19 protein-coding genes and 3 tRNA genes are annotated in these 18776 nt (G+C 65.8%); 19 read left to right on the top strand and 3 right to left on the bottom strand.

Features of this window, described 5'->3' with window-relative positions; translation table 11 throughout:
* The first annotated feature begins 88 nt into the window (after positions 1 to 88).
* The 14 genes from SALB1_RS18260 to cysS all read left to right on the top strand — a co-directional run bounded on the left by SALB1_RS18260 (position 89) and on the right by cysS (position 12637).
* Entirely contained in the window at positions 89 to 1171 is a 1083-nt protein-coding gene (locus SALB1_RS18260; protein WP_109995146.1) for a DegT/DnrJ/EryC1/StrS aminotransferase family protein, read from the top strand.
* Between the two features lie 61 nt (positions 1172 to 1232).
* Positions 1233 to 1308: transfer RNA gene (locus SALB1_RS18255), tRNA-Ala, on the top strand.
* 6 nt (positions 1309 to 1314) lie between these two features.
* Positions 1315 to 1390 (top strand) — tRNA-Glu (locus tag SALB1_RS18250).
* A gap of 143 nt (positions 1391 to 1533) precedes the next feature.
* On the top strand, positions 1534 to 2886 hold the full coding sequence (locus SALB1_RS18245) for a UDP-glucose/GDP-mannose dehydrogenase family protein (RefSeq protein WP_109995533.1): 1353 nt from the start codon (positions 1534 to 1536) through the stop codon (positions 2884 to 2886).
* A gap of 45 nt (positions 2887 to 2931) precedes the next feature.
* Positions 2932 to 3294 carry an FmdB family zinc ribbon protein gene (locus SALB1_RS18240; protein WP_109995145.1) on the top strand — a complete coding sequence of 121 codons (363 nt, stop codon included), beginning with the start codon at positions 2932 to 2934 and terminating at the stop codon, positions 3292 to 3294.
* A 125-nt stretch (positions 3295 to 3419) separates the two neighbouring features.
* The gene (gene aspS, locus SALB1_RS18235; RefSeq protein WP_109995532.1) at positions 3420 to 5243 is read left to right on the top strand and encodes an aspartate--tRNA ligase; all 1824 of its coding nucleotides are present in this window, start codon (positions 3420 to 3422) and stop codon (positions 5241 to 5243) included.
* A 122-nt stretch (positions 5244 to 5365) separates the two neighbouring features.
* The gene (gene glyA, locus SALB1_RS18230; RefSeq protein WP_109995144.1) at positions 5366 to 6655 is read left to right on the top strand and encodes a serine hydroxymethyltransferase; all 1290 of its coding nucleotides are present in this window, start codon (positions 5366 to 5368) and stop codon (positions 6653 to 6655) included.
* 30 nt (positions 6656 to 6685) lie between these two features.
* Positions 6686 to 7192 carry a transcriptional regulator NrdR gene (gene nrdR / locus SALB1_RS18225; protein ID WP_109995143.1) on the top strand — a complete coding sequence of 169 codons (507 nt, stop codon included), beginning with the start codon at positions 6686 to 6688 and terminating at the stop codon, positions 7190 to 7192.
* Entirely contained in the window at positions 7189 to 8316 is a 1128-nt protein-coding gene (gene ribD, locus SALB1_RS18220) for a bifunctional diaminohydroxyphosphoribosylaminopyrimidine deaminase/5-amino-6-(5-phosphoribosylamino)uracil reductase RibD (RefSeq protein WP_199678863.1), read from the top strand. Before nrdR ends, ribD begins: the two co-directional genes overlap by 4 nt.
* 4 nt (positions 8317 to 8320) lie before the next feature.
* Positions 8321 to 8914, top strand: a complete 594-nt coding sequence (locus tag SALB1_RS18215) for a riboflavin synthase (RefSeq protein WP_109995142.1) — start codon at positions 8321 to 8323, stop codon at positions 8912 to 8914.
* Positions 8915 to 9126: 212 nt separating this feature from the next.
* Complete coding sequence (ribE, locus tag SALB1_RS18210; protein WP_109995141.1) at positions 9127 to 9606, top strand: 6,7-dimethyl-8-ribityllumazine synthase; 480 nt, start codon at positions 9127 to 9129, stop codon at positions 9604 to 9606.
* Positions 9607 to 9613: 7 nt separating this feature from the next.
* Entirely contained in the window at positions 9614 to 10147 is a 534-nt protein-coding gene (gene nusB, locus SALB1_RS18205) for a transcription antitermination factor NusB (protein ID WP_109995140.1), read from the top strand.
* A gap of 11 nt (positions 10148 to 10158) precedes the next feature.
* Entirely contained in the window at positions 10159 to 11124 is a 966-nt protein-coding gene (thiL, locus tag SALB1_RS18200) for a thiamine-phosphate kinase (protein ID WP_109995139.1), read from the top strand.
* Positions 11125 to 11242: 118 nt separating this feature from the next.
* Entirely contained in the window at positions 11243 to 12637 is a 1395-nt protein-coding gene (gene cysS, locus SALB1_RS18195) for a cysteine--tRNA ligase (RefSeq protein WP_109995138.1), read from the top strand.
* A 25-nt stretch (positions 12638 to 12662) separates the two neighbouring features.
* On the opposite strand, the gene folD is transcribed toward cysS, so the two are convergent.
* The gene (gene folD / locus SALB1_RS18190) at positions 12663 to 13535 is read right to left on the bottom strand and encodes a bifunctional methylenetetrahydrofolate dehydrogenase/methenyltetrahydrofolate cyclohydrolase FolD (protein WP_109995530.1); all 873 of its coding nucleotides are present in this window, start codon (positions 13533 to 13535) and stop codon (positions 12663 to 12665) included.
* 392 nt (positions 13536 to 13927) lie between these two features.
* Here folD and SALB1_RS18185 point away from each other — a divergent pair.
* The 4 genes from SALB1_RS18185 to SALB1_RS18170 all read left to right on the top strand — a co-directional run bounded on the left by SALB1_RS18185 (position 13928) and on the right by SALB1_RS18170 (position 16336).
* A tRNA-Pro gene (locus SALB1_RS18185) sits at positions 13928 to 14004 on the top strand.
* Between the two features lie 440 nt (positions 14005 to 14444).
* Positions 14445 to 15113 (top strand): energy transducer TonB, encoded by a 669-nt coding sequence (locus tag SALB1_RS18180; RefSeq protein ID WP_199678862.1) that lies wholly within the window; start codon positions 14445 to 14447, stop codon positions 15111 to 15113.
* Positions 15114 to 15151: 38 nt separating this feature from the next.
* Positions 15152 to 15886: a MotA/TolQ/ExbB proton channel family protein gene (locus tag SALB1_RS18175; RefSeq protein WP_179950688.1), complete on the top strand. Its 735-nt coding sequence runs from the start codon at positions 15152 to 15154 to the stop codon at positions 15884 to 15886.
* 51 nt (positions 15887 to 15937) lie between these two features.
* A complete protein-coding gene (locus SALB1_RS18170; protein ID WP_199678939.1) occupies positions 15938 to 16336 on the top strand; it encodes a biopolymer transporter ExbD in 399 nt (132 codons plus the stop codon).
* Positions 16337 to 16375: 39 nt separating this feature from the next.
* Here the strand turns inward: SALB1_RS18170 and SALB1_RS18165 are convergent, their stop codons facing one another.
* A complete protein-coding gene (locus SALB1_RS18165; RefSeq protein ID WP_109995135.1) occupies positions 16376 to 17197 on the bottom strand; it encodes a PHP domain-containing protein in 822 nt (273 codons plus the stop codon).
* Between the two features lie 151 nt (positions 17198 to 17348).
* Between SALB1_RS18165 and SALB1_RS19105 the strand changes: the two genes are divergently transcribed.
* The gene (locus SALB1_RS19105) at positions 17349 to 17498 is read left to right on the top strand and encodes a hypothetical protein (protein ID WP_158590815.1); all 150 of its coding nucleotides are present in this window, start codon (positions 17349 to 17351) and stop codon (positions 17496 to 17498) included.
* A gap of 149 nt (positions 17499 to 17647) precedes the next feature.
* Here SALB1_RS19105 and SALB1_RS18160 read toward each other — a convergent pair whose 3' ends face one another.
* Positions 17648 to 18703, bottom strand: coding sequence for an aldo/keto reductase (locus tag SALB1_RS18160; protein ID WP_109995134.1), 1056 nt, complete (start codon positions 18701 to 18703; stop codon positions 17648 to 17650).
* Between the last annotated feature and the right edge of the window lie 73 nt (positions 18704 to 18776).

The raw sequence follows: 18776 nt of genomic DNA, 5'->3' as shown, positions 1-18776 counted from the left end.
ACGGTCAACGTGTATCGGCTGTGTTCAGCATGGCCGATGCTAGACTTCCCGCCGTTGACAACAGTTTCCGGGCTTCGGGGTGGCCGTCATGCAGTTGATCGATCTTCAGGCGCAGTATCGGCGCATCAAGGCAGAGATGGACGCGGGCATCCATGCCGTGCTCGATCATGGCCGCTATGTGAACGGCCCGGAAATCGAGATATTGGAAAGGCGGCTGGCTGAATACACGGGGGCAGCGCACTGCGTGGCGCTTTCCAGCGGCACCGATGCGTTGCTGGTGACCCTGATGGCGCTGGGCATCGGCACGGGGGACGAGGTGATCACGAGCCCGTTCACGTTTATCGCCACCGGCGAGATGATCGGCCTGCTGGGCGCGACGCCGGTATTCGTGGATATCGATCCGTCGACCTACAACATCGATGCCAGTCGCATCGAGGCCGCCATCACGCCGCGCACCAAGGCGATAATGCCGGTGAGCCTGTTCGGGCAGATGGCCGATATGCCGGCGATCAACGCCATCGGCGAGCGCCACGGCCTGCCGGTGATCGAGGATGGTGCGCAAAGTTTTGGTGCGACGTTTGCCGGACAACGCTCGTGCGGTGCGTCGCTATTGGCGGCGACCTCGTTCTTCCCGGCAAAGCCGTTGGGGTGCTACGGCGACGGCGGGGCGGCGTTCACCACCGATGCCGATCTGGCTGAACGCATGCGTCAGTTGCGCAATCACGGACAGACGGCGCCTTATCATCATCCGATGCTTGGCATCAATGGCCGGCTGGATACGATGCAGGCAGCGGTGCTGCTGGCCAAGCTGGATGTGTTCGACGATGAGGTCGTGCGCCGGGAGCGTGTGGCCGCGCGTTATCGAGAGGGGCTGGCCGGGCATGTCGTCACGCCGGTACTCGATGAGCGCGCCACCAGCGTGTATGCACAGTACACAATCCAGGTTGACGATCGCGATGTCGTTCGCAGCCGGCTCGACGCCGCCGGCATTCCGAGTGCGGTGTACTATCCGGTGCCGCTCAATCGTCAGCCGCCGCTGTATTCGGATGTGCCGATGCCCGAATCAGATGCGGCCGCCGGGCGCGTGCTCAGCATCCCGATGCATCCCTATCTCGACAGCGCGGATCAGGATCGCGTCATCGAGGCGCTGATCTCGGCCGTACAAAAATAATCAAGCGGAGGGTTGGCAACGGCGGATCGCGTGTCTATAATGCGCCGCTCGCAAGGTCATCGGGGCCATAGCTCAGCTGGGAGAGCGCAACACTGGCAGTGTTGAGGTCGGCGGTTCGATCCCGCCTGGCTCCACCAAAGTCAGTCCCCATCGTCTAGAGGCCTAGGACACTGCCCTTTCACGGCAGCGACAGGGGTTCGAATCCCCTTGGGGACGCCATTTTCGTCAATGGCCAAAGGCCGCAAGCCGCAGGGTTTGCGGCTTTTTTTTGGTGCGCATTGCGCGTTCGCTTCATTGTCGATAAAACGCACATTGGCGAACCGTCCAACCGCTTTCCCGCCTACTCAGCACAAGGGGTCATCATGCGCATCACGATCTTCGGCACTGGTTACGTCGGTCTGGTCACCGGGGCATGTCTGGCCCACAGCGGCAATCATGTGGTGTGCGTCGATATCGACGAAGACAAGATTTCGCGGCTGACGCGCGGTGAAATGCCGATCTTCGAGCCGGGGCTGGAAGCGCTCGTGCACGAAAACGTAGACGCCGGCCGCCTGCGTTTCACGACCGACGCCGCGGCCGCCGTCGAGCATGGCATGCTCCAGTTCATTGCTGTGGGCACGCCGCCGGACGGGGATGGCAGTGCCGATCTCAAGTACGTGCTCAAGGTCGCCGAGACGATCGGCCAGCACATGAACGATTATCGCCTGGTCATCACCAAGTCGACCGTGCCCGTGGGTACCGCCGACAGAGTGCGCGAACAGCTGGCCAAGGCGATCGCCGCGCGCGGCGTGACGGTGACGTTCGATGTGGCCTCCAATCCGGAATTCCTCAAGGAAGGGGCCGCGATCGACGATTTCATGAAGCCCGATCGCATAGTGGTGGGGGTGGACAACGAGCGCGCGGCCGATCATCTGCGTGCCCTGTATGCGCCGTTCAATCGCCAGCACGACCGCACCATGGTGATGGATCTCCGCTCGGCCGAGCTGACCAAGTACGCGGCCAATATCATGCTGGCGACCAAGATCAGCCTGATGAACGAGCTGTCGCAGGTGGCCGATCGGCTCGAAGCCGACATCGAACAGGTACGCAAGGCGATTGGGGCCGATCATCGCATCGGCTATCACTTCATCTACCCGGGGTGCGGTTTCGGTGGCTCGTGTTTTCCCAAGGACGTGCGCGCGCTGGCGCATACCGCAGCCAAGATCGGGTACGACACCGAGATCATCAACGCCGTCGAGCGCGTCAACAACCGCCAGAAAACGGTACTGTTCGACAAGCTGTACGCGCACTTCGGCGGCGACCTCGCCGGCAAGACCATTGCACTGTGGGGCCTGGCGTTCAAGCCGAATACCGATGACATGCGGGAAGCGCCGGCCTGTACCCTGATGGAAGCGCTCTGGCATGCCGGCGCTACGGTGCATGCCTTCGATCCCGAAGCGATGGATGAGACGCGCCGCATCTACGGGGCGCGCGATGATCTCGTGCTTTGCCGGAACGCCGAGGAGGCCGCCACGGATGCCGATGCGCTCGTACTGGTCACCGAGTGGCATATTTTCCGGACGCCGGACTTCAACGACTTGGCGCGCCGCATGCGGCAGCCGGTATTGGTCGACGGCCGCAACATCTACAAGCCGTCATATGTCGCTGCCGCGGGTTTCGCGTATTACGGCATCGGACGCTCTGCCGCCTCTGGCGCGCTGCGCGCGGTGGGATAAAATACGCCGCGTTTCAATCCGACGATTGGCACTGGGAGCCCGGAAATGCCGATTTATGAATATGTGTGTACGAATTGTGGTGAGCCGCTGGAGAAGCTGCAGAAGCTGTCCGATGCGCCGCTGACCGATTGTCCGGCCTGTGGCCAGGCCGCGCTCAAGCGCAAGGTCTCGGCCGCGGGTTTTCGTCTGGCCGGCGGCGGCTGGTACGAGACCGACTTCAAATCCGATAACCGCCGCAACGTCACCGGCGACGGCGCTGCGTCGAAGTCGTCTTCGGACGGCGAGTCGTCGGGTGGCGGTGCGTCGTCGGGCGGCGAGTCGAAATCGGCGGATGCGGGCAGCAAAGCGAGCGGCGAGTCGAAAAGCGCGACGCCGGCGCCCAAATCGTCGAGCGCGGGTAGCGATTGATGCTGGGGTCGAGCCGCGCCCGCCAAGTGCGCGGCTCGACCCGAATTATTTACGCCGGGCTACCGGCCGGGGCCGGGCTCTTGGTAGACTCGCGCTCTTTTGCGAGGCTTGAGGCGCGCGCCATGATGCGATCCCACTACAGCGGCGAAGTCACCGCCGCTGCGATTGACAGCGAAATCACCGTCTGCGGCTGGGTGCACCGGCGCCGCGACCACGGCGGGGTGATCTTCGTGGATCTGCGCGATCGCAGCGGGCTGATCCAGGTCGTGTTCGATCCCGACGAGGCCGAAACCTTCGCCGCCGCCGAGCGCCTGCGCAGCGAATACGTGATCAAGGTGACCGGCCGCGTGCGGGCGCGCCCGGAAGGCACGATCAACGCGAATCTGGCCTCGGGCGAGATCGAGGTCTACACCACGGCGCTGGAAGTCCTCAACGCCTCCGAAACGCCGCCGCTCCAGCTCGACGAGACCGAGACGGTCGGCGACGCCGCGCGCCTGCGTTATCGCTATGTCGAGCTGCGCAAGCCGCGCATGCAGCGCCACATGCAGCTGCGCGCGCAGGTCACCCGCGCCGTGCGCCATGCGCTGGACGATCTCGGCTTTCTCGATATCGAAACCCCGATCCTGACCCGCGCCACGCCCGAAGGCGCGCGCGACTATCTGGTGCCGAGCCGTACCCAGCCGGGGCATTTCTTCGCGCTGCCGCAGTCGCCGCAGCTGTTCAAGCAGCTGCTCATGGTCGCCGGCATGGACCGCTACTACCAGATCGCGCGCTGCTTCCGCGACGAGGATCTGCGTGCCGACCGCCAGCCCGAATTCACCCAGATCGATATCGAGGCCTCGTTCGTCGATGCCGACGACATCATGGGCATCAACGAACAGATGATTCGCCAGCTGTTCGACGACGTGCTGGGGGTGAAACTGCCCGACCCGTTCCCGCGCATGCCCTACGCAGAGGCCATGCGGCGCTTCGGTTCCGATAAACCGGATCTACGCATCGACCTGGAGCTGGTCGACATCGCCGACCTGGTTGCGGATGCGGAGTTCAAGGTGTTCTCCGGCCCGGCCAACAGCGACACCGGCCGCGTGGCCGTGCTGCGGGTGCCGGGCGGCGCCAGCCTCACCCGCAAGCAGATCGACGGCTATACCGACTTCGTCGGCCGTTACGGCGCCAAGGGTCTGGCCTACGTCAAGATCAGCGACGTCGCCAAGGGCCGCGAGGGCATGAGTTCGCCCATCCTTAAATTCCTGTCGGACGACGCGGTGGCCGGCATCGTCGAGCGCACGGGTGCGGCCGACGGCGATCTGTTGTTCTTCGGCGCGGATTCCACGAGCGTGGTCAACGACGCGCTGGGCGCGCTGCGCGTCAAGCTCGGCCACGATCTGGGCCGTGTCCAGGGCGACTGGGCCCCGCTGTGGGTGGTCGACTGGCCGATGTTCGAATACGACGAGGCAACCAAGCGCTGGTACGCCGCGCATCATCCGTTCACAGCCCCCGCGGTCGACGACCCCGAAGCGCTCAAGGCGGCGCCCCACCAGGCGATGGCCAAGGCTTACGACATGGTCCTGAACGGCTCGGAGATCGGCGGCGGATCGGTGCGTATCCACTCGCCCGAAATGCAGCAGGCCGCCTTCGACGTGCTGGGCATCACGCGCGAGGAGGCCGAAGAGAAATTCGGCTTCCTGCTGGAAGCGCTCAAGTTCGGTGCGCCGCCGCATGCCGGCATTGCTTTCGGCCTGGATCGTCTGGTGATGCTGATGGCCGGCGCGGACTCGATTCGCGAAGTCATTGCCTTCCCGAAGACCCAGACTGCGACGGACCTGCTGACCGGCGCGCCGGGGACGGCCGACGCCGCGCAGCTGCGCGAGCTGGGCATCCGGTTGCGCCAGCAGGAATCCTCCTCGGCCGAAGCAAAGGCTGGCGCTGGCGCCACGAATGATGGCGCCTGAAGAACAGCGGCGGGCTGAGCTAGACTGTCAGGATTGCAGACGGCTTTCGAGCCTGTCGCGCGCTCGCCGCTACGGCGCGTTCGTGTGATCTTTTTCGTTTTTCGCCTGAGCGGAGTTTCAACATGTTTCATGACGACCAGCGTATTGCCGAATTCGATCCCGAACTGGCGGCTGCCATCGCCGACGAGGATCAGCGCCAGGAAGACCACATCGAGCTGATTGCGTCGGAGAACTACACCAGTCCGCGTGTCATGGAAGCCCAGGGCTCGCAGCTGACCAACAAGTACGCCGAGGGCTACCCGGGCAAGCGCTTCTACGGTGGCTGCGAATACGTCGATGTGGCCGAAAAACTGGCCATCGAGCGCGCCTGTAAGCTGTTCAACTGCGACTTCGCCAACGTGCAGCCGCATTCCGGTGCCCAGGCCAACGCCGCCGTGTTTCTGGCGCTGGTCAAGCCGGGCGATACCATCCTCGGCATGAGCCTGGACGCCGGCGGCCATCTTACCCATGGCGCCGCGCCCAACTTCTCCGGCAAGAATTATAACGCCGTGCAGTACGGTCTCGACGAGGCGACCGGCCGGCTCGACTACGACGAAATCGAACGCCTGGCACAGGAACACAAGCCGAAGATGATCATCGGCGGGTTCTCGGCCTATTCGCGCGCTATCGACTGGGCGCGCATGCGCCGGATCGCCGACAGCGTCGATGCCTGGTTGCTGGTCGACATGGCCCATGTGGCCGGCCTGGTCGCCACCGGCATCTATCCGAGCCCGTTGCCGCATGCGCATGTGGTCACCACCACCACGCACAAGACACTGCGCGGCCCTCGGGGCGGCCTGATTCTGTCCGCGGCCGGCGATGAGAAGCTGTACAAGAAGCTCAACTCGGCCGTTTTCCCGGGCACGCAAGGTGGCCCGCTCATGCACGTCATCGCGGCCAAGGCCGTGGCCTTCAAGGAGGCGCTCGACGCCGATTTCCAGAGCTATACCCAGCGCATCGTCGACAATGCCACCGCGATGGCCGATGTATTCGTCGAGCGCGGCTACGACGTGGTCTCGGGCGGTACCGACAACCATCTGATGCTGGTGAGCCTGGTCAAGCAGGACATCACCGGCAAGGATGCCGAGGCCCTGCTCGGCAGGGCGCATATCACCGCCAACAAGAACGCCGTGCCCGGCGATCCGCGCTCGCCGTTTGTGACCTCCGGCCTGCGTATCGGCACGCCCGCGGCCACGACGCGCGGCTTCAACGTGGACGACATGCGCCAGGTCGCAACCTGGATCTGCGACGTGCTCGACACCCACGCCGACGGCGGCGATGTCGATGCGCAAGTTTCGCGGGTCCGTTCGGCGGTGGCCGAACTGTGCTCGCGCTATCCGGTGTATCGCGCGGCTACGCGCGGCGCGGCCTGATACCGGCGCCGCGCGAGGCCGGTTTTTATCGTGCAGTGCCCCTTCTGCGACGAACGCGCCACCCGCGTGGTCGATTCCCGCCTGGCCGCCGAGGGCAGTCAGGTGCGGCGTCGGCGCGAATGTCCGAACTGCCATACCCGGTTCACCACGTTCGAAACGGCCGAGTTGCTGATGCCGCGTATCGTCAAGAACGACGGCACACCCGAGCCGTTCGATGTGGCCAAATTGCGCCGGGGCATCACCCGGGCGTTGTACAAGCGCCCGGTCGGCCCGGAAGCGGTGGATACCGCCGTCAGCCATATCCAGCAGCGCCTGCGCGCCGATCCCGAGCGGGATGTGGCCTCGCGCAAGCTGGGTGAATGGGTGATGGACGAACTGCGCGAACTCGACCAGGTGGCCTACGTGCGTTTCGCCTCGGTGTATCGTCGTTTCGAGGACGTCCAGGCGTTCCGCGAGGAAATCGAGCGGCTGGAATCCACGCCGGGCCGGGATAGCGGCCAGCTGCCGTTGATCGATGCTGGAAAGAACTCGTCATGAGCGCGATCGAGCGCCGCCAGCCTTTGCACGCCTTTTTCATGCAGCGCGCGATGGAACTCGCGCGCCGCGGCTGGTACACGACGCGGCCCAACCCGCGGGTGGGCTGCGTGATTACGCAGGGTAACGTCGTGCGCGGCGAGGGTTGGCACCAGCGTGCCGGTGAGGGCCATGCCGAGGTGCAGGCGCTGGACGACGTGCGCGCCCGCGGCAACGACCCGAAAGGGGCCACCGTCTACGTCACCCTCGAACCCTGCAGTCACAGCGGCCGCACGCCGCCCTGCACGAAGGCGCTGATCGAGGCCGGCGTGGCCCGGGTCGTGATCGGCGCCCAGGACCCGAACCCGGCCGTGAACGGGCAGGGCATCGCGGCCCTGCGCGCTGCCGGTATCGAGGTCGTCACCGGGGTCATGGCCGAGGCCTGTGCCGCACTCAATGCCGGTTTCAATCTGCGGATGGCGCAGGGACGCCCGCGCGTACGCATCAAGCTGGCGATGAGCCTGGACGGGCGTACCGCGGCGGCCGACGGGAGCAGTCAATGGATCACCGGTGAGGTCGCGCGCGACGATGTCCATCGTCTGCGCGCGGAATCGGGCGCCGTACTGATCGGGCACGGCACGCTTGCCGCGGACGACCCGTCGCTCAATGTACGATTGCCGGGCGACTGGGTGCCGCCGCTGCGCGTGGTGCTGGACAGCGATCTGGCCATGCGCGCGGATGCGCGCATGCTGGGCCTCGATGGCGCCACGCTGGTGGTCACGGCCAGCGAGGACAGCGAACGCCGGCGGACGCTGGAAGCCGTGGGCGCGGAGGTCAGGGTCGTGCCGCGCGGCGACGGCGGGCTGGATTTACCGCGTATCCTGGCGATTCTCGGCGAGCGCGAGATCAACGACGTGCTGGTGGAGGCCGGGCCGACACTGGCCGGTGCGCTCACCCGGGCCGGGCTGGTCGACGAGTTCGTGATTTATGTTGCGCCGCTGCTTATCGGGGCCAACGGCCGCGCGCTGATGGCGCTGTCCGGTGCGGTCGGCCTCGACGACGCCCAGGCCCTGGTGTTCGACAATATCGAGCCGATGGGCACAGACCTGAAAATCACGGCGCGGCCGGCGCTGTCTCAATCGGAATGACCGCATGTTTACAGGCATAGTCAAAGGGCTCGGCACGATCGTCGATCAACAGACCCAGGACGGCGACACCCGGCTGACCATCGATATCGGCGACACCGATCTCGGCCCGATCGCCGTCGGCGACAGCATCGCCGTATCCGGCGTGTGCCTGACCGCGACCGAGGTCGACGGCTCGCGCTTTGCGGCCGACGTCTCCAAGGAAACCCTGTCGCTGACCACGTTCGGCGAGCGTTCGGTGGGTTCGTCGGTGAATCTGGAAGCGCCGCTGCGGGCCGGCGACCCACTGGGCGGCCACATGGTCGCCGGTCATGCCGACGGTATCGGCGTGCTCGAGGAAATGGTGGCCGACGCCCGCTCCTGGCGGCTGACGTTCTCGGCGCCCAAGCATCTGGCGCACTACATCGCGCCCAAGGGCTCGGTGGCGGTGGACGGTATCAGCCTCACCGTCAACGAAGTGGCGGGCCGGCGTTTCGGCGTCAACATTATCCCGCACACGATGCATCACACCTCATTGGGCGCCACTCGTATCGGCGACCGCGTCAACATCGAGATCGATATCATCGCGCGCTACCTCGCGCGCATTGCCGGTCACGAATAGGCGCCGCATTCCTTTCGATCCATGGCCGTTGCCCACGACGCCGCGCCGATGGCCGTTCCCGGCCCGGCCGGTGGCGCAATGCGCGCCCGGCATGCCCCGTCTCGCCGCGCGTCTGCCGGGGCCCGGCCTGCCGGTTGCGGCGCCGCAGGAAACGTCAACACAGCTGGGCGCTCGTGCGATAATGCGGCGCAGCCAACGGAAGAGTAGCGAGCATGCAGACCATCCAAGGAGAATTCGACGGCGAGCGCGTCAAGATCGCCATCGTATCGACCCGCTGGAACGACGATATCGTCGATCGCCTGCTGGAAGGTGCGATCGACGTCCTGACCGACTGCGGCGTCGATGACGACGACGTCATCGTGGTCAAGGTGCCCGGGGCGTTCGAATTGCCGCTGGCCGTGGACCGGCTCGCCGATTCCGGCAAGTACGACGGCATCATCGCGCTCGGCGCGGTCATCCGCGGCGATACGCCGCATTTCGACTATGTGGCCGGCGAGTGTGCCAAGGGCTTGTCCGCTACCGCGCTCGAATATGGCATTCCGGTCGGTTTCGGCGTGATCACCGCCGACAACGCCGAGCAGGCCGATGCCCGGGCCCAGCCCGATGAAGACCACAACAAGGGCGCCGAAGCCGCAAGTGCCGTGATCGAAATGGTCAACGTACTGCGCCAGATCGAAGTCGAGGACGAGTAACCCCACCATGCCGATTCGCGATCAGTCGCTGGGCGAAGCCGCCGGCGCCGCCGACAACGAGCCCGAGCACAACGACGATCAATTGCCGGAGCTGCCGCCGAAAATGCCGGGCGGGCGGCGTATTCGGGCCCGCATGGCCGCGGTTCAGGCGGTCTATCAATGGCGTATGTCGGGCACCGAGATTGCCGCGCTGATCGAACAGTTCGCCCGGGCGGGTCGTCTGGCCGATCTCGATCGCGAGTATTTCGAAATGGTGCTGCGCGGCGTGGTGTACGACGTCTCCGGACTGGAAAAAGCGTTCGACACGCACCTGAGCCGGCCCGCCGTCCAGCTCGACCCGGTGGAATACGCGATCCTGCTGCTGGCGACCTACGAGCTGCGCGAGTGTCCGGAGATTCCGTTCGCCGCGGTGATCAACGAGGCCACCAATCTGGCCAAGATCTTCGGTGCCACCGACGGCCATCGATTCGTCAACGGCGTGCTCGATGCTACCGCGCGCGACCTGCGCCCGGTGGAGGCGGCGAGAGGCCGGCGCCGCTAACGGGCGGCGACATGCGCGAGTTCGAGCTGATTGGCGCGCTGCGCGAGCGCCTGCGCCCGCGCCGCGCCGATACCCGGCTCGGCATTGGCGACGATGCGGCCATCCTGGCGCCGCCGCCCGGCCACGAGCTCGTGGTGACCACCGATACCCTGATCGGCGGGCGTCATTTCCCGCACGATACGCCCGCGGCCGATATCGGCTTCAAGAGCGTGGCGGTCAATCTGAGCGATCTCGCCGCCATGGGCGCGGATCCGGCCTGGCTGACGGTCGCGCTGGCGGCCCCCGTGTTGCGGCAGGCGTGGTGCCATGCCTTCATCGACGGTGCGCGGGAGGCGATCGGGGCCCGCGATATCGACATCGTGGGCGGCGACACCACCCGAAGCGAGACGCTGACCGTCGCCATCACCGCGCTCGGCACGTTGCCGCAGGGCAGTGCGCTGCGGCGGGATGCGGCCCGGGTGGGCGATCTCGTGGCGGTGACCGGTACGCTGGGCGACGCGGCCGCCGGGCTGGCTTGCTGGCCCGGGCGCGCGCAGGCCGGCGCCGACGCGCGGGCACTGATCGCGCGCCTGACCCGGCCGACCCCGCGCGACGGCATGCGCCTGCGTGGCCTGGCCCATGCCGCGATCGATGTCTCCGATGGTCTGCTGGCGGATCTCGGCCATATCCTGGCCGCGAGCGATGTCGGCGCACGTATCGACGTCGACGCGCTGCCCGCGTCGCCGGCGCTGACCCGCCATGTCGTGGATAGCCGCCAGCGTCGACAATTGCAGGCCACCGGGGGCGACGATTACGAACTCTGCCTCACTCTCGCCCCGGCCGACCTCGAGCGGGCGCGGGCCGCGCTGAATTGTCCGCTGACCGTCATCGGGCGCATCGAGCGCGCCACCGGCCTGCGGCTGACCGACGCGACCGGCCGTGTGCTGGATACACAAGCGCTGTCGCGCGCCGGCTGGGACCACTTCGACGGGCGTTGAGCGTCGGCGGCCGTGAGCGCGCAAGGAAGGTCGGCGATCCATTTAAGGCCCGGGCGCGATTACGCCGCGGCGACGACGCGGTAGACTGTGCGCCGACCGTATTCCAACCGCACGACCCATGCTGCAACTGTTTAACAGCCTGACGCGTCAGCGCGAGCCGCTGAAGACCCTCGAGCCCGGAAAAGTCCGGCTCTATGTCTGCGGTATTACGGTCTACGATTATTGCCATCTCGGCCATGCCCGTTTTCTGGTCGTGTTCGACATGTTCGTGCGCTATCTTCGGGCCCGGCGCTGGCATGTGCGCTATGTGCGCAACGTCACCGACATCGACGACAAGATCATCCGGCGCGCGGCCGAGAGCGGCACCACGCCCGAAGCGGTGGCCGAACGGTTCGCAACCGCGCTGGCCGAAGACGAAGCCGCGCTCGGCCTGATCGCGCCCGACGTCGAACCGCGGGCCACCGACCATATCGGGCCGATCATCGACATGATCGAGCGGCTGATCGAGCGCGGCGCGGCCTACGTCGGCGACAACGGCGAGGTGTACTACGACGTCTCCACCTTCGAGCGTTATGGCGCGTTGTCCGGCCGCCGGCTGGACGAGCTGCGTTCGGGCGCCCGCATCGCGGTGAACGAGGCCAAGGACGACCCGCTCGATTTCGTGCTCTGGAAGCCGGCCAAGCCGGGCGAGCCGTCCTGGGATTCGCCGTGGGGCGCGGGCCGCCCAGGCTGGCATATCGAATGCTCGGCCATGTCCACCCATTGCCTGGGCGACTCGTTCGATATCCACGGCGGCGGCCTGGACCTGCAGTTTCCGCATCACGAGAACGAAATCGCCCAGAGCGAGGCGGCGACGGGGCAGCGCTACGTCGGTTTGTGGATGCACAACGGTTTCGTGACCGTCGACGACGAAAAGATGTCGAAGTCGCTGGGCAATTTCCTGACCCTGCGCGACGTGCTCGAGCAATACGACGCCGAGTCGGTCCGTTATTTCGTGCTGGCCACGCATTATCGCAGCCCGCTGGCCTACAACGCCGAGGCCATGGACAGCGCCGCGACCGCGCTGGCCCGGCTGTATACGACGCTACGCGATGCGCCGGCTGACGGTGACGCGACTGCCGAAATCAACGCCGATTACCGGGCGCGCTTCCGGCAAGCGATGGATGATGACCTGAATACGCCGGCCGCCATCGCCGTGCTGTTCGACATGGCGCGCGAGGCCAACCGGGCGGGCGAACACGACAGCGACCGGCAGGCCGCGCTGGCGGCCGGACTGCGCGAGTTCGGTGCCATGATCGGCCTGCTGCAACAGGACGCCGATGCCTATCTGCAGGCGGGCGGGGTCGGCGAGAGCGGCCTGAGCGCCGAGACCATTGAATCGATGCTCGCGCAGCGGCGCGACGCGCGCGCGGCCCGGGATTTCGCCACCGCCGACCGGATTCGCGACGAACTGACAGCGGCCGGTATCGTGCTCGAGGATTCGGCCGAGGGCACCAAATGGCGGCGCGGTTGAGGCGTCGCTGCCGGAGGTTACCCGATCAGCCCTGATCGGCCTCGGCGGCTTCGCGCATTTCCGCTGCGCGCAGGGTGTTGCTAACCAGCATGGCCACGGTCATGGGGCCGACGCCACCGGGTACCGGCGTGATCCAGGCCGCCCGTTCGGCGGCGGTCTCGAACGCCACGTCGCCCACCAGCTTGCCGCAATCCAGCCGGTTCATGCCGACATCGATCACGGTTGCCCCTTCGCGTATCCATTCGCCCTGGACCAACCCGGGTTTGCCCACACCCACGACCAGAATCTCGGCCTGACCGACCTCGTCGGCGAGGTCGCGGGTGAAGCGATGACAGACCGTCGTGGTGGCCCCCTTGAGCAGAAACTCAAGCGCCATGGGGCGCCCGACGATGTTGGAGGCACCGACCACAACCGCCTGGCGGCCGAGGAAGGGTTCGTCGATCGATTCAAGCAGGCGAATGATGCCCAGCGGCGTACAGGCCCTGAGAAGCGGCACGCGCTGGGCCAGCCGGCCGACGTTGTACGGATGGAAACCGTCGACGTCCTTGTCGGGGCGGATACGTTCGATCACCGCGCTGGCGTTGATATGCGCGGGTAGCGGCAACTGCACCAGGATGCCGTCGATAGTGTCGTCGCTGTTGAAGTCATCGATCAGGCCGAGCAGTTCCGCCTCGCTGATGTCGGCACTCGGGTACACCGCGCGCGAAACCAGCCCGGCCTTCTCGCAAGCCTTGGTCTTCTTGCCGACATAAACCTGGGATGCCGCGTCGTCGCCGACGAGAATCACCGCCAGACCGGGTGCGCGTTGCCCGGCGGCCCGGCGCGTCTCGACGGCCTTGCGGACATCGGCGCGGTACGCCGAAGCGAGTTTTTTGCCATCGATCAATTGAGCCGACATGAACGCGCGCTGCTGCAGGGACTGAATCATCTAGATTTTCGCACGGCCGGCATCCCCCGACAATTCGCTGTCGACGCGCGGCTGCCCGGAGCCTGTGCCATCGCAAGCCGTATTCCGCGCGCCGGAACGGTTGCCGTTGCCTTGACCCGTCGCCGCGTCGTCGGATGAGGCTCTGGGGATGGACACAGGGCGCAAAGATCCTCAAGATGCGAATGGGACGCAGCCGCGAATCGATGCAGCGATGGGTTGGGCTATACGGATTGTTGTTCGTGTGGGTGGCGCTGGAGCGGCGGCTCGCATGGCGCGTTCCCGGGAACGCGCGACAACGACGGCTCGCGCATCGCAAATTATGGTGTCGGATGCTTCAACGGGTTAAACTCGGCGACTTGGAACGGGGCATAGCGCAGCCTGGTAGCGCGTCTGCTTTGGGAGCAGAAGGTCGCAGGTTCGAATCCTGCTGTCCCGACCATTTCCTCGTCTTCTGCCGGAACGGCCCGCCTCGCTCACGCCAGGCCCGCGCCGCCGTGCCCGCCTGCATGCGCACCCGCTGTGATCCTAGCCTGTCGACCGAGACCGGGCGATGGCTTGGTTGCGTGTCCGTAAAGATATTGTATTGAACGCCCGCCAAGCTGGACGGATTGGTAGCGTGCGTTTGTGCATTGCACTGCCCGGCCAGGGCGGCGTGCCAGCAGATTCAGGCGTCTGCTGGCACCGCGCGGCGCAATGTCTGGCACGCATGTTGCTAACCCGGCGTACAGAATATTCGTGCATCGTCCAGCGGTTCGATGCCGGTGTCATTGATCAACAGACGACGGCCACGTGATGACGGATGGTTTCGATAAGCACGGCAACAAGTCGATCAAACCCCGACCGGGGCGCCTGACGACTTTCGAAATCGCCGGCATCGTCGTGCTTTCGGCGCTGGTGCATTTCGGTCTGTGGCAGCTTTATCAGCACTCGCCGATCCAGCAGCCCAAACCGATGAAGAGGCAGCAGACCCCGCCGCCGATTGAGGTGACGCTGGCGAAACCGCAGCCGGTAAAGAAGGTACCGGTGATCGATACGCACGCGGTGATGCCGCCCAAGAAGAAGCCCAAGCCGAAACCGGAACCAAAGCCAAAGCCAAAGCCAAAGCCGAAGCCCAAACCGAAGCCTAAACCGAAGCCTAAACCGAAACCGAAGCCCAAACCCCATCCCAAGCCCGAGCCGAAGCCCAAGCCGGCACCCAAGCCGCAACCCGCGCCCAAGCCCGCGCCGAAGCCGAGCCCGAACGCGAGTTCGAACGCCAACAAGATCACGCCGGCCGTGTCCGGGCTGCAAAGCCTCGGTAATCCGCCCCCGCACTATCCGGCGCGGGCGCTGCGGCGCCACGAGGAGGGTGACGTGAAGCTAAAGATCCTGGTCGAACCGAATGGCCGGGCCGGCAAGGTTACGGTGATCAAGTCGAGCGGCTACAGCGATCTCGACCAGGCCGCGGTGGATACGGTCAAGAAGTGGCGCTTCAAACCCGCCAAACGGGGCGATACGCCCATTCGCGGCTACGCGCTGCAGACCATATCGTTCAATCTCCCGGACTGACCGGGCGATCGCATGACTTTCAAGGAGAGAGACCTACTATGCTGAGCAGCAACCTCACGCCATTCGTGGTGCCGGCCGTTCTATGGTGCCTGATCGTCCTGTCGGTCATTACCTGGGCGCTGCTGGTGATCAAACTCGTTCAGTTCGGCCGCGCCGGGGCGCTGAACAAGCGCTTCCAGAAGGATTTCTGGTCCGCCGACAGTATCGAACAGGGGGAGTCGGTCGTGGATCATTCGATCGGCCCGATGGCCGATATCGCCAAGGCCGGCTTCGCCGTGATCACCGGGCGCGACATCGCCCCCGGCAACCGGGACCTGGCGCACCAGATCGACCGCGGCGAGCGCCTCGAACGCGCGTTGCGACAGCAGATCGAACGCGAGCGGCGTTCGCTCGAAGGCGGGCTCGCCGTCCTGGCCAGTTTTGGCAGCACCGCCCCGTTCATCGGCCTGTTCGGTACGGTCTGGGGCATCATGGGCGCGTTGGTGAGTATCGGCCAAACCGGCTCCACCGGTCTGCAGGCAGTGGCCGGCCCGGTCGGTCATGCGTTGATCGCCACCGGCATGGGTATTGCCGTGGCGGTACCGGCGGTGCTGATCTACAACTTCCTGGTGCGCCGACTGAAAGCCGGTGTGCATTCCATGAACGACTTCGCGCACGATTTCTACGCGCTATGCCAGCAGAGCGGGTTTCAGTCCGGCGGCGCGCAGATTACCCGGCAGAGCGATCTCAAGGACGCCGCGACGGTTGGCCAGAAAACGCATGCCACCGCTTGATGCGTGGGCCCCGTTCATCCTGTTCAAGATTACGGAGTAGCAATCATGGCCATGTCAGGTGGTGGAGACGACGACGAAATCCTCAGCGAAATGAATGTCACGCCGCTGGTCGACGTGATGCTCGTGCTGCTGGTGATGTTCATCGTCACGGCATCGGCGGTCACCACCGCCGTACACGTCAACCTGCCGAAAACAGACAGCGTGGCGCCGCCCGATGCCAAGCAACCGATCGTGCTGAGCGTGGATAGCGACGGCCATTATTTCATCGACAAGAACGAGGTCTCGCTGGACGAGCTCAAGCAGCGCCTGGCGCAGATTCATCAGAAAACGCCCCACCGCGCGGCCCAGCTGCAGGCCGACAAGGACGTGGCCTATGGCAAGGTCGGCAAGGTGATGGCGGCACTGCAGGCATCCGGCATCCAGAAAATCGCGGTCCTGTCGAAGCCATAGCCCATTACGCGATGAAAGCGCGGCTGGAATCGGCCGCCCTCATGCCGCATGTGGCGCCAGCGACACATGGGGCGGCAAGGGGCGGACCCGGCCCACATCCAGCCAGAACTGCTCGGGTGAATGAAAATCCGATCCGATCGAGCCGGCGAGGGCATGTCGGCGCGCATCCCGAGCCGACTGGCTTTCCTGCTCGACCGTGCTGACGCCGGTACAGATCTCGATCGCGTCGCCGCCGGCGTCCGCGAAGGCCGCCACCATGTGCCGCCGCCAGGCGCCGGAAAAGCCGTAGCCGAACGGGTGGGCGAGCACTGCCGTGCCGCCGGCCGCGTGAATCCAGCCGATGACGTCGGCGAGCCCGGCCCACTCGGTGCGCCGATAGCCCGGCCGACCGGGGCGCAGGTAGCGTTTGAACGCATCCTGGCGATTGCGCACGAGCCCGTCGGCGACCAGCAGATCGGCGAAATGCGAGCGCGTGATCTGGCCGCCGTCGGCGGCTGAGCGGGCACGGGCGCAGCCGTCTTCCAGGCCGACGCGTGCCAGCCGCTCGCTGATGAGCGCAGCGCGTGTATCGCGTTCAGCTTGCTGGCGGCTCAGTCCGGCGACCAGCGTCGGCTGCGCGATATCGAGTCCCAGGCCGACGACGTGCAGCGTGCGCCGCTCCCAGCTCGCCGATATTTCCGCCCCGGCGACCAGCTGGATGCCGTGATCGGCCGCCGCTCGCCGCGCCTCGTTGACGCCGGCGGTCGTGTCGTGGTCGGTCAACGCCAGGCGTTGCACGCCGCGCGATGCGGCCCGCGCCACCAGCGCGCTCGGGTCGAGCTGGCCGTCCGAGGCCGTGGAATGGGTGTGCAGGTCGATCATGGGTCACGCGGGAAGTCGTTGCGCGCTATCGCGGAGCGCCGATGCACCAGCATAGAGGCCGAGGGAGCAGGCTGCATGACCGGTCTCGGGATTCTGCCCTTGTGGGCATTGATCATTCACCTGGCAATCGAACTTGCCCTGATCGCGCGCCGTGCTGCTCAAGCCCTATCGCGATCCGGCGGCGCGTGTGGCCTGGCTGGTGGTGTGGCTCGCATTGCCGGTGGTCGGCATCTTCGTCACCGCCGCAATCCGTACGCGCCCGGTGCGTTTCATCGAGGCCGGCCGTGATCACGCCAGCTGAACTGGACAACACCTCGGCGCCGCGGCGCGCGGGACGCAATGCGCTGGCGATGCTCGGGCCGGTGCTCTGATCGGTCCCCGGGTCGACGCCCGGCAAAAAAAGCCGTCGCGGGGAGCGACGGCTTGTGCGTCGGCAAGCGGTGCCGCCGCTCAGTCGTCGGCGAAGTTGGCGTGCAGCACCTGGTCGGCCGGGCCGAGCCGGTCGCTGGCGGTCTTGCGCTGGTGCCAATAGGGATACAACAGGACCGGGCGGCTGATTTTCTCGATCCGGGCGATCTCGGCGTCGCTGAGTTCGAGATTCGCGGCAGCCAGATTGTCGTCCAGCTGATGTTCCTTGCGCGCGCCGATCACGGCGGTGGTGACGCCGGGCCGGGTGAGGATCCAGGCCAGCGCGACCTGGGCCGCGGACACGCCATGGGCGTCGCCGATCTCGACCAGCGTTTCGATGATGTCGAACAGCCGTGTTTCATCCGTGATCGGCGGTTCTTCCCAGCCCTCGGAGAACCGCGTGCCTTCGGGTTTTTCCGCATCGCGCCGGTACTTGCCCGACAACAGGCCACCGGCCAGCGGGCTCCAGATCATGGTGCCCAGGCCTGAATCCACGGCCGCCGGCATCAGTTCGTATTCGGCCTCGCGCGCCTGGGCGGTGTAGTGGATCTGTTGGCTGATCGGCTTGATGAAGCCTTCGCGCTCGCAGATCGCCTGCACTTTCATGGCGTGCCAGGCGGAGAAGTTCGAGATGCCGTAGTAGCGGATCTTGCCCTGGCGTACCAGCGTATCGAAGGTCTCGAGGGTTTCCTCGAGCGGCGTGATGCCGTCCCACTGGTGCATCTGGTGCAGGTCGATGTGCTCGGTGCCCAGCCGCTTCAGGCTGGCCTCGAGCTGCTGGCGGATATGCACGCGCGACAGGCCGCGATCGTTGACGCCGTCGCCCATCGGAAAACGCACCTTGGTGGCAATGAGCACTTCGTTGCGCTTGTCGCCCAGCGCCTTGCCCAGAATCTCCTCCGACGCGCCGCCGGAATACATGTTGGCGGTATCGAAGAAGTTGACCCCGGCATCCAATGCCTTGTCGACCATGGTGCGGGCGCCGGAGACGTCCGTGTTGCCGACCTTGGCCATGTGGCCTTCGCCGCCGAACGTCATCGTGCCCAGTGTCAGCTTGGACACCTTGAGACCGGAATTGCCGAGTTGGCGATATTCCATTGATCGCTCCATTGAGATTGGTGGCCCAAAGGATGAACATACCTGGGGTTGAAGTTCAACATGCACGGCTCGC

Origin of the sequence: Salinisphaera sp. LB1 (genome assembly GCF_003177035.1) — a bacterium.
Lineage (GTDB): Bacteria > Pseudomonadota > Gammaproteobacteria > Nevskiales > Salinisphaeraceae > Salinisphaera.
This window is presented reverse-complemented; position numbering and strand designations above follow the sequence as displayed.

Bases quoted from the DNA above. Each gene is read 5' to 3' on its own strand.
- nusB (WP_109995140.1), top strand. From the start codon at position 9,614: ATGCCGATTCGCGATCAGTCGCTGGGCGAAGCCGCCGGCGCCGCCGAC.
- ribD (WP_199678863.1), top strand. From the start codon at position 7,189: ATGAGCGCGATCGAGCGCCGCCAGCCTTTGCACGCCTTTTTCATGCAG.
- folD (WP_109995530.1), bottom strand. From the start codon at position 13,535: ATGTCGGCTCAATTGATCGATGGCAAAAAACTCGCTTCGGCGTACCGC.
- ribE (WP_109995141.1), top strand. From the start codon at position 9,127: ATGCAGACCATCCAAGGAGAATTCGACGGCGAGCGCGTCAAGATCGCC.
- SALB1_RS18175 (WP_179950688.1), top strand. From the start codon at position 15,152: ATGCTGAGCAGCAACCTCACGCCATTCGTGGTGCCGGCCGTTCTATGG.
- glyA (WP_109995144.1), top strand. From the start codon at position 5,366: ATGTTTCATGACGACCAGCGTATTGCCGAATTCGATCCCGAACTGGCG.
- SALB1_RS18165 (WP_109995135.1), bottom strand. From the start codon at position 17,197: ATGATCGACCTGCACACCCATTCCACGGCCTCGGACGGCCAGCTCGAC.
- thiL (WP_109995139.1), top strand. From the start codon at position 10,159: ATGCGCGAGTTCGAGCTGATTGGCGCGCTGCGCGAGCGCCTGCGCCCG.
- SALB1_RS18170 (WP_199678939.1), top strand. From the start codon at position 15,938: ATGTCAGGTGGTGGAGACGACGACGAAATCCTCAGCGAAATGAATGTC.
- SALB1_RS18260 (WP_109995146.1), top strand. From the start codon at position 89: ATGCAGTTGATCGATCTTCAGGCGCAGTATCGGCGCATCAAGGCAGAG.
- SALB1_RS18240 (WP_109995145.1), top strand. From the start codon at position 2,932: ATGCCGATTTATGAATATGTGTGTACGAATTGTGGTGAGCCGCTGGAG.
- SALB1_RS18215 (WP_109995142.1), top strand. From the start codon at position 8,321: ATGTTTACAGGCATAGTCAAAGGGCTCGGCACGATCGTCGATCAACAG.
- SALB1_RS18160 (WP_109995134.1), bottom strand. From the start codon at position 18,703: ATGGAATATCGCCAACTCGGCAATTCCGGTCTCAAGGTGTCCAAGCTG.
- aspS (WP_109995532.1), top strand. From the start codon at position 3,420: ATGCGATCCCACTACAGCGGCGAAGTCACCGCCGCTGCGATTGACAGC.
- cysS (WP_109995138.1), top strand. From the start codon at position 11,243: ATGCTGCAACTGTTTAACAGCCTGACGCGTCAGCGCGAGCCGCTGAAG.
- SALB1_RS18245 (WP_109995533.1), top strand. From the start codon at position 1,534: ATGCGCATCACGATCTTCGGCACTGGTTACGTCGGTCTGGTCACCGGG.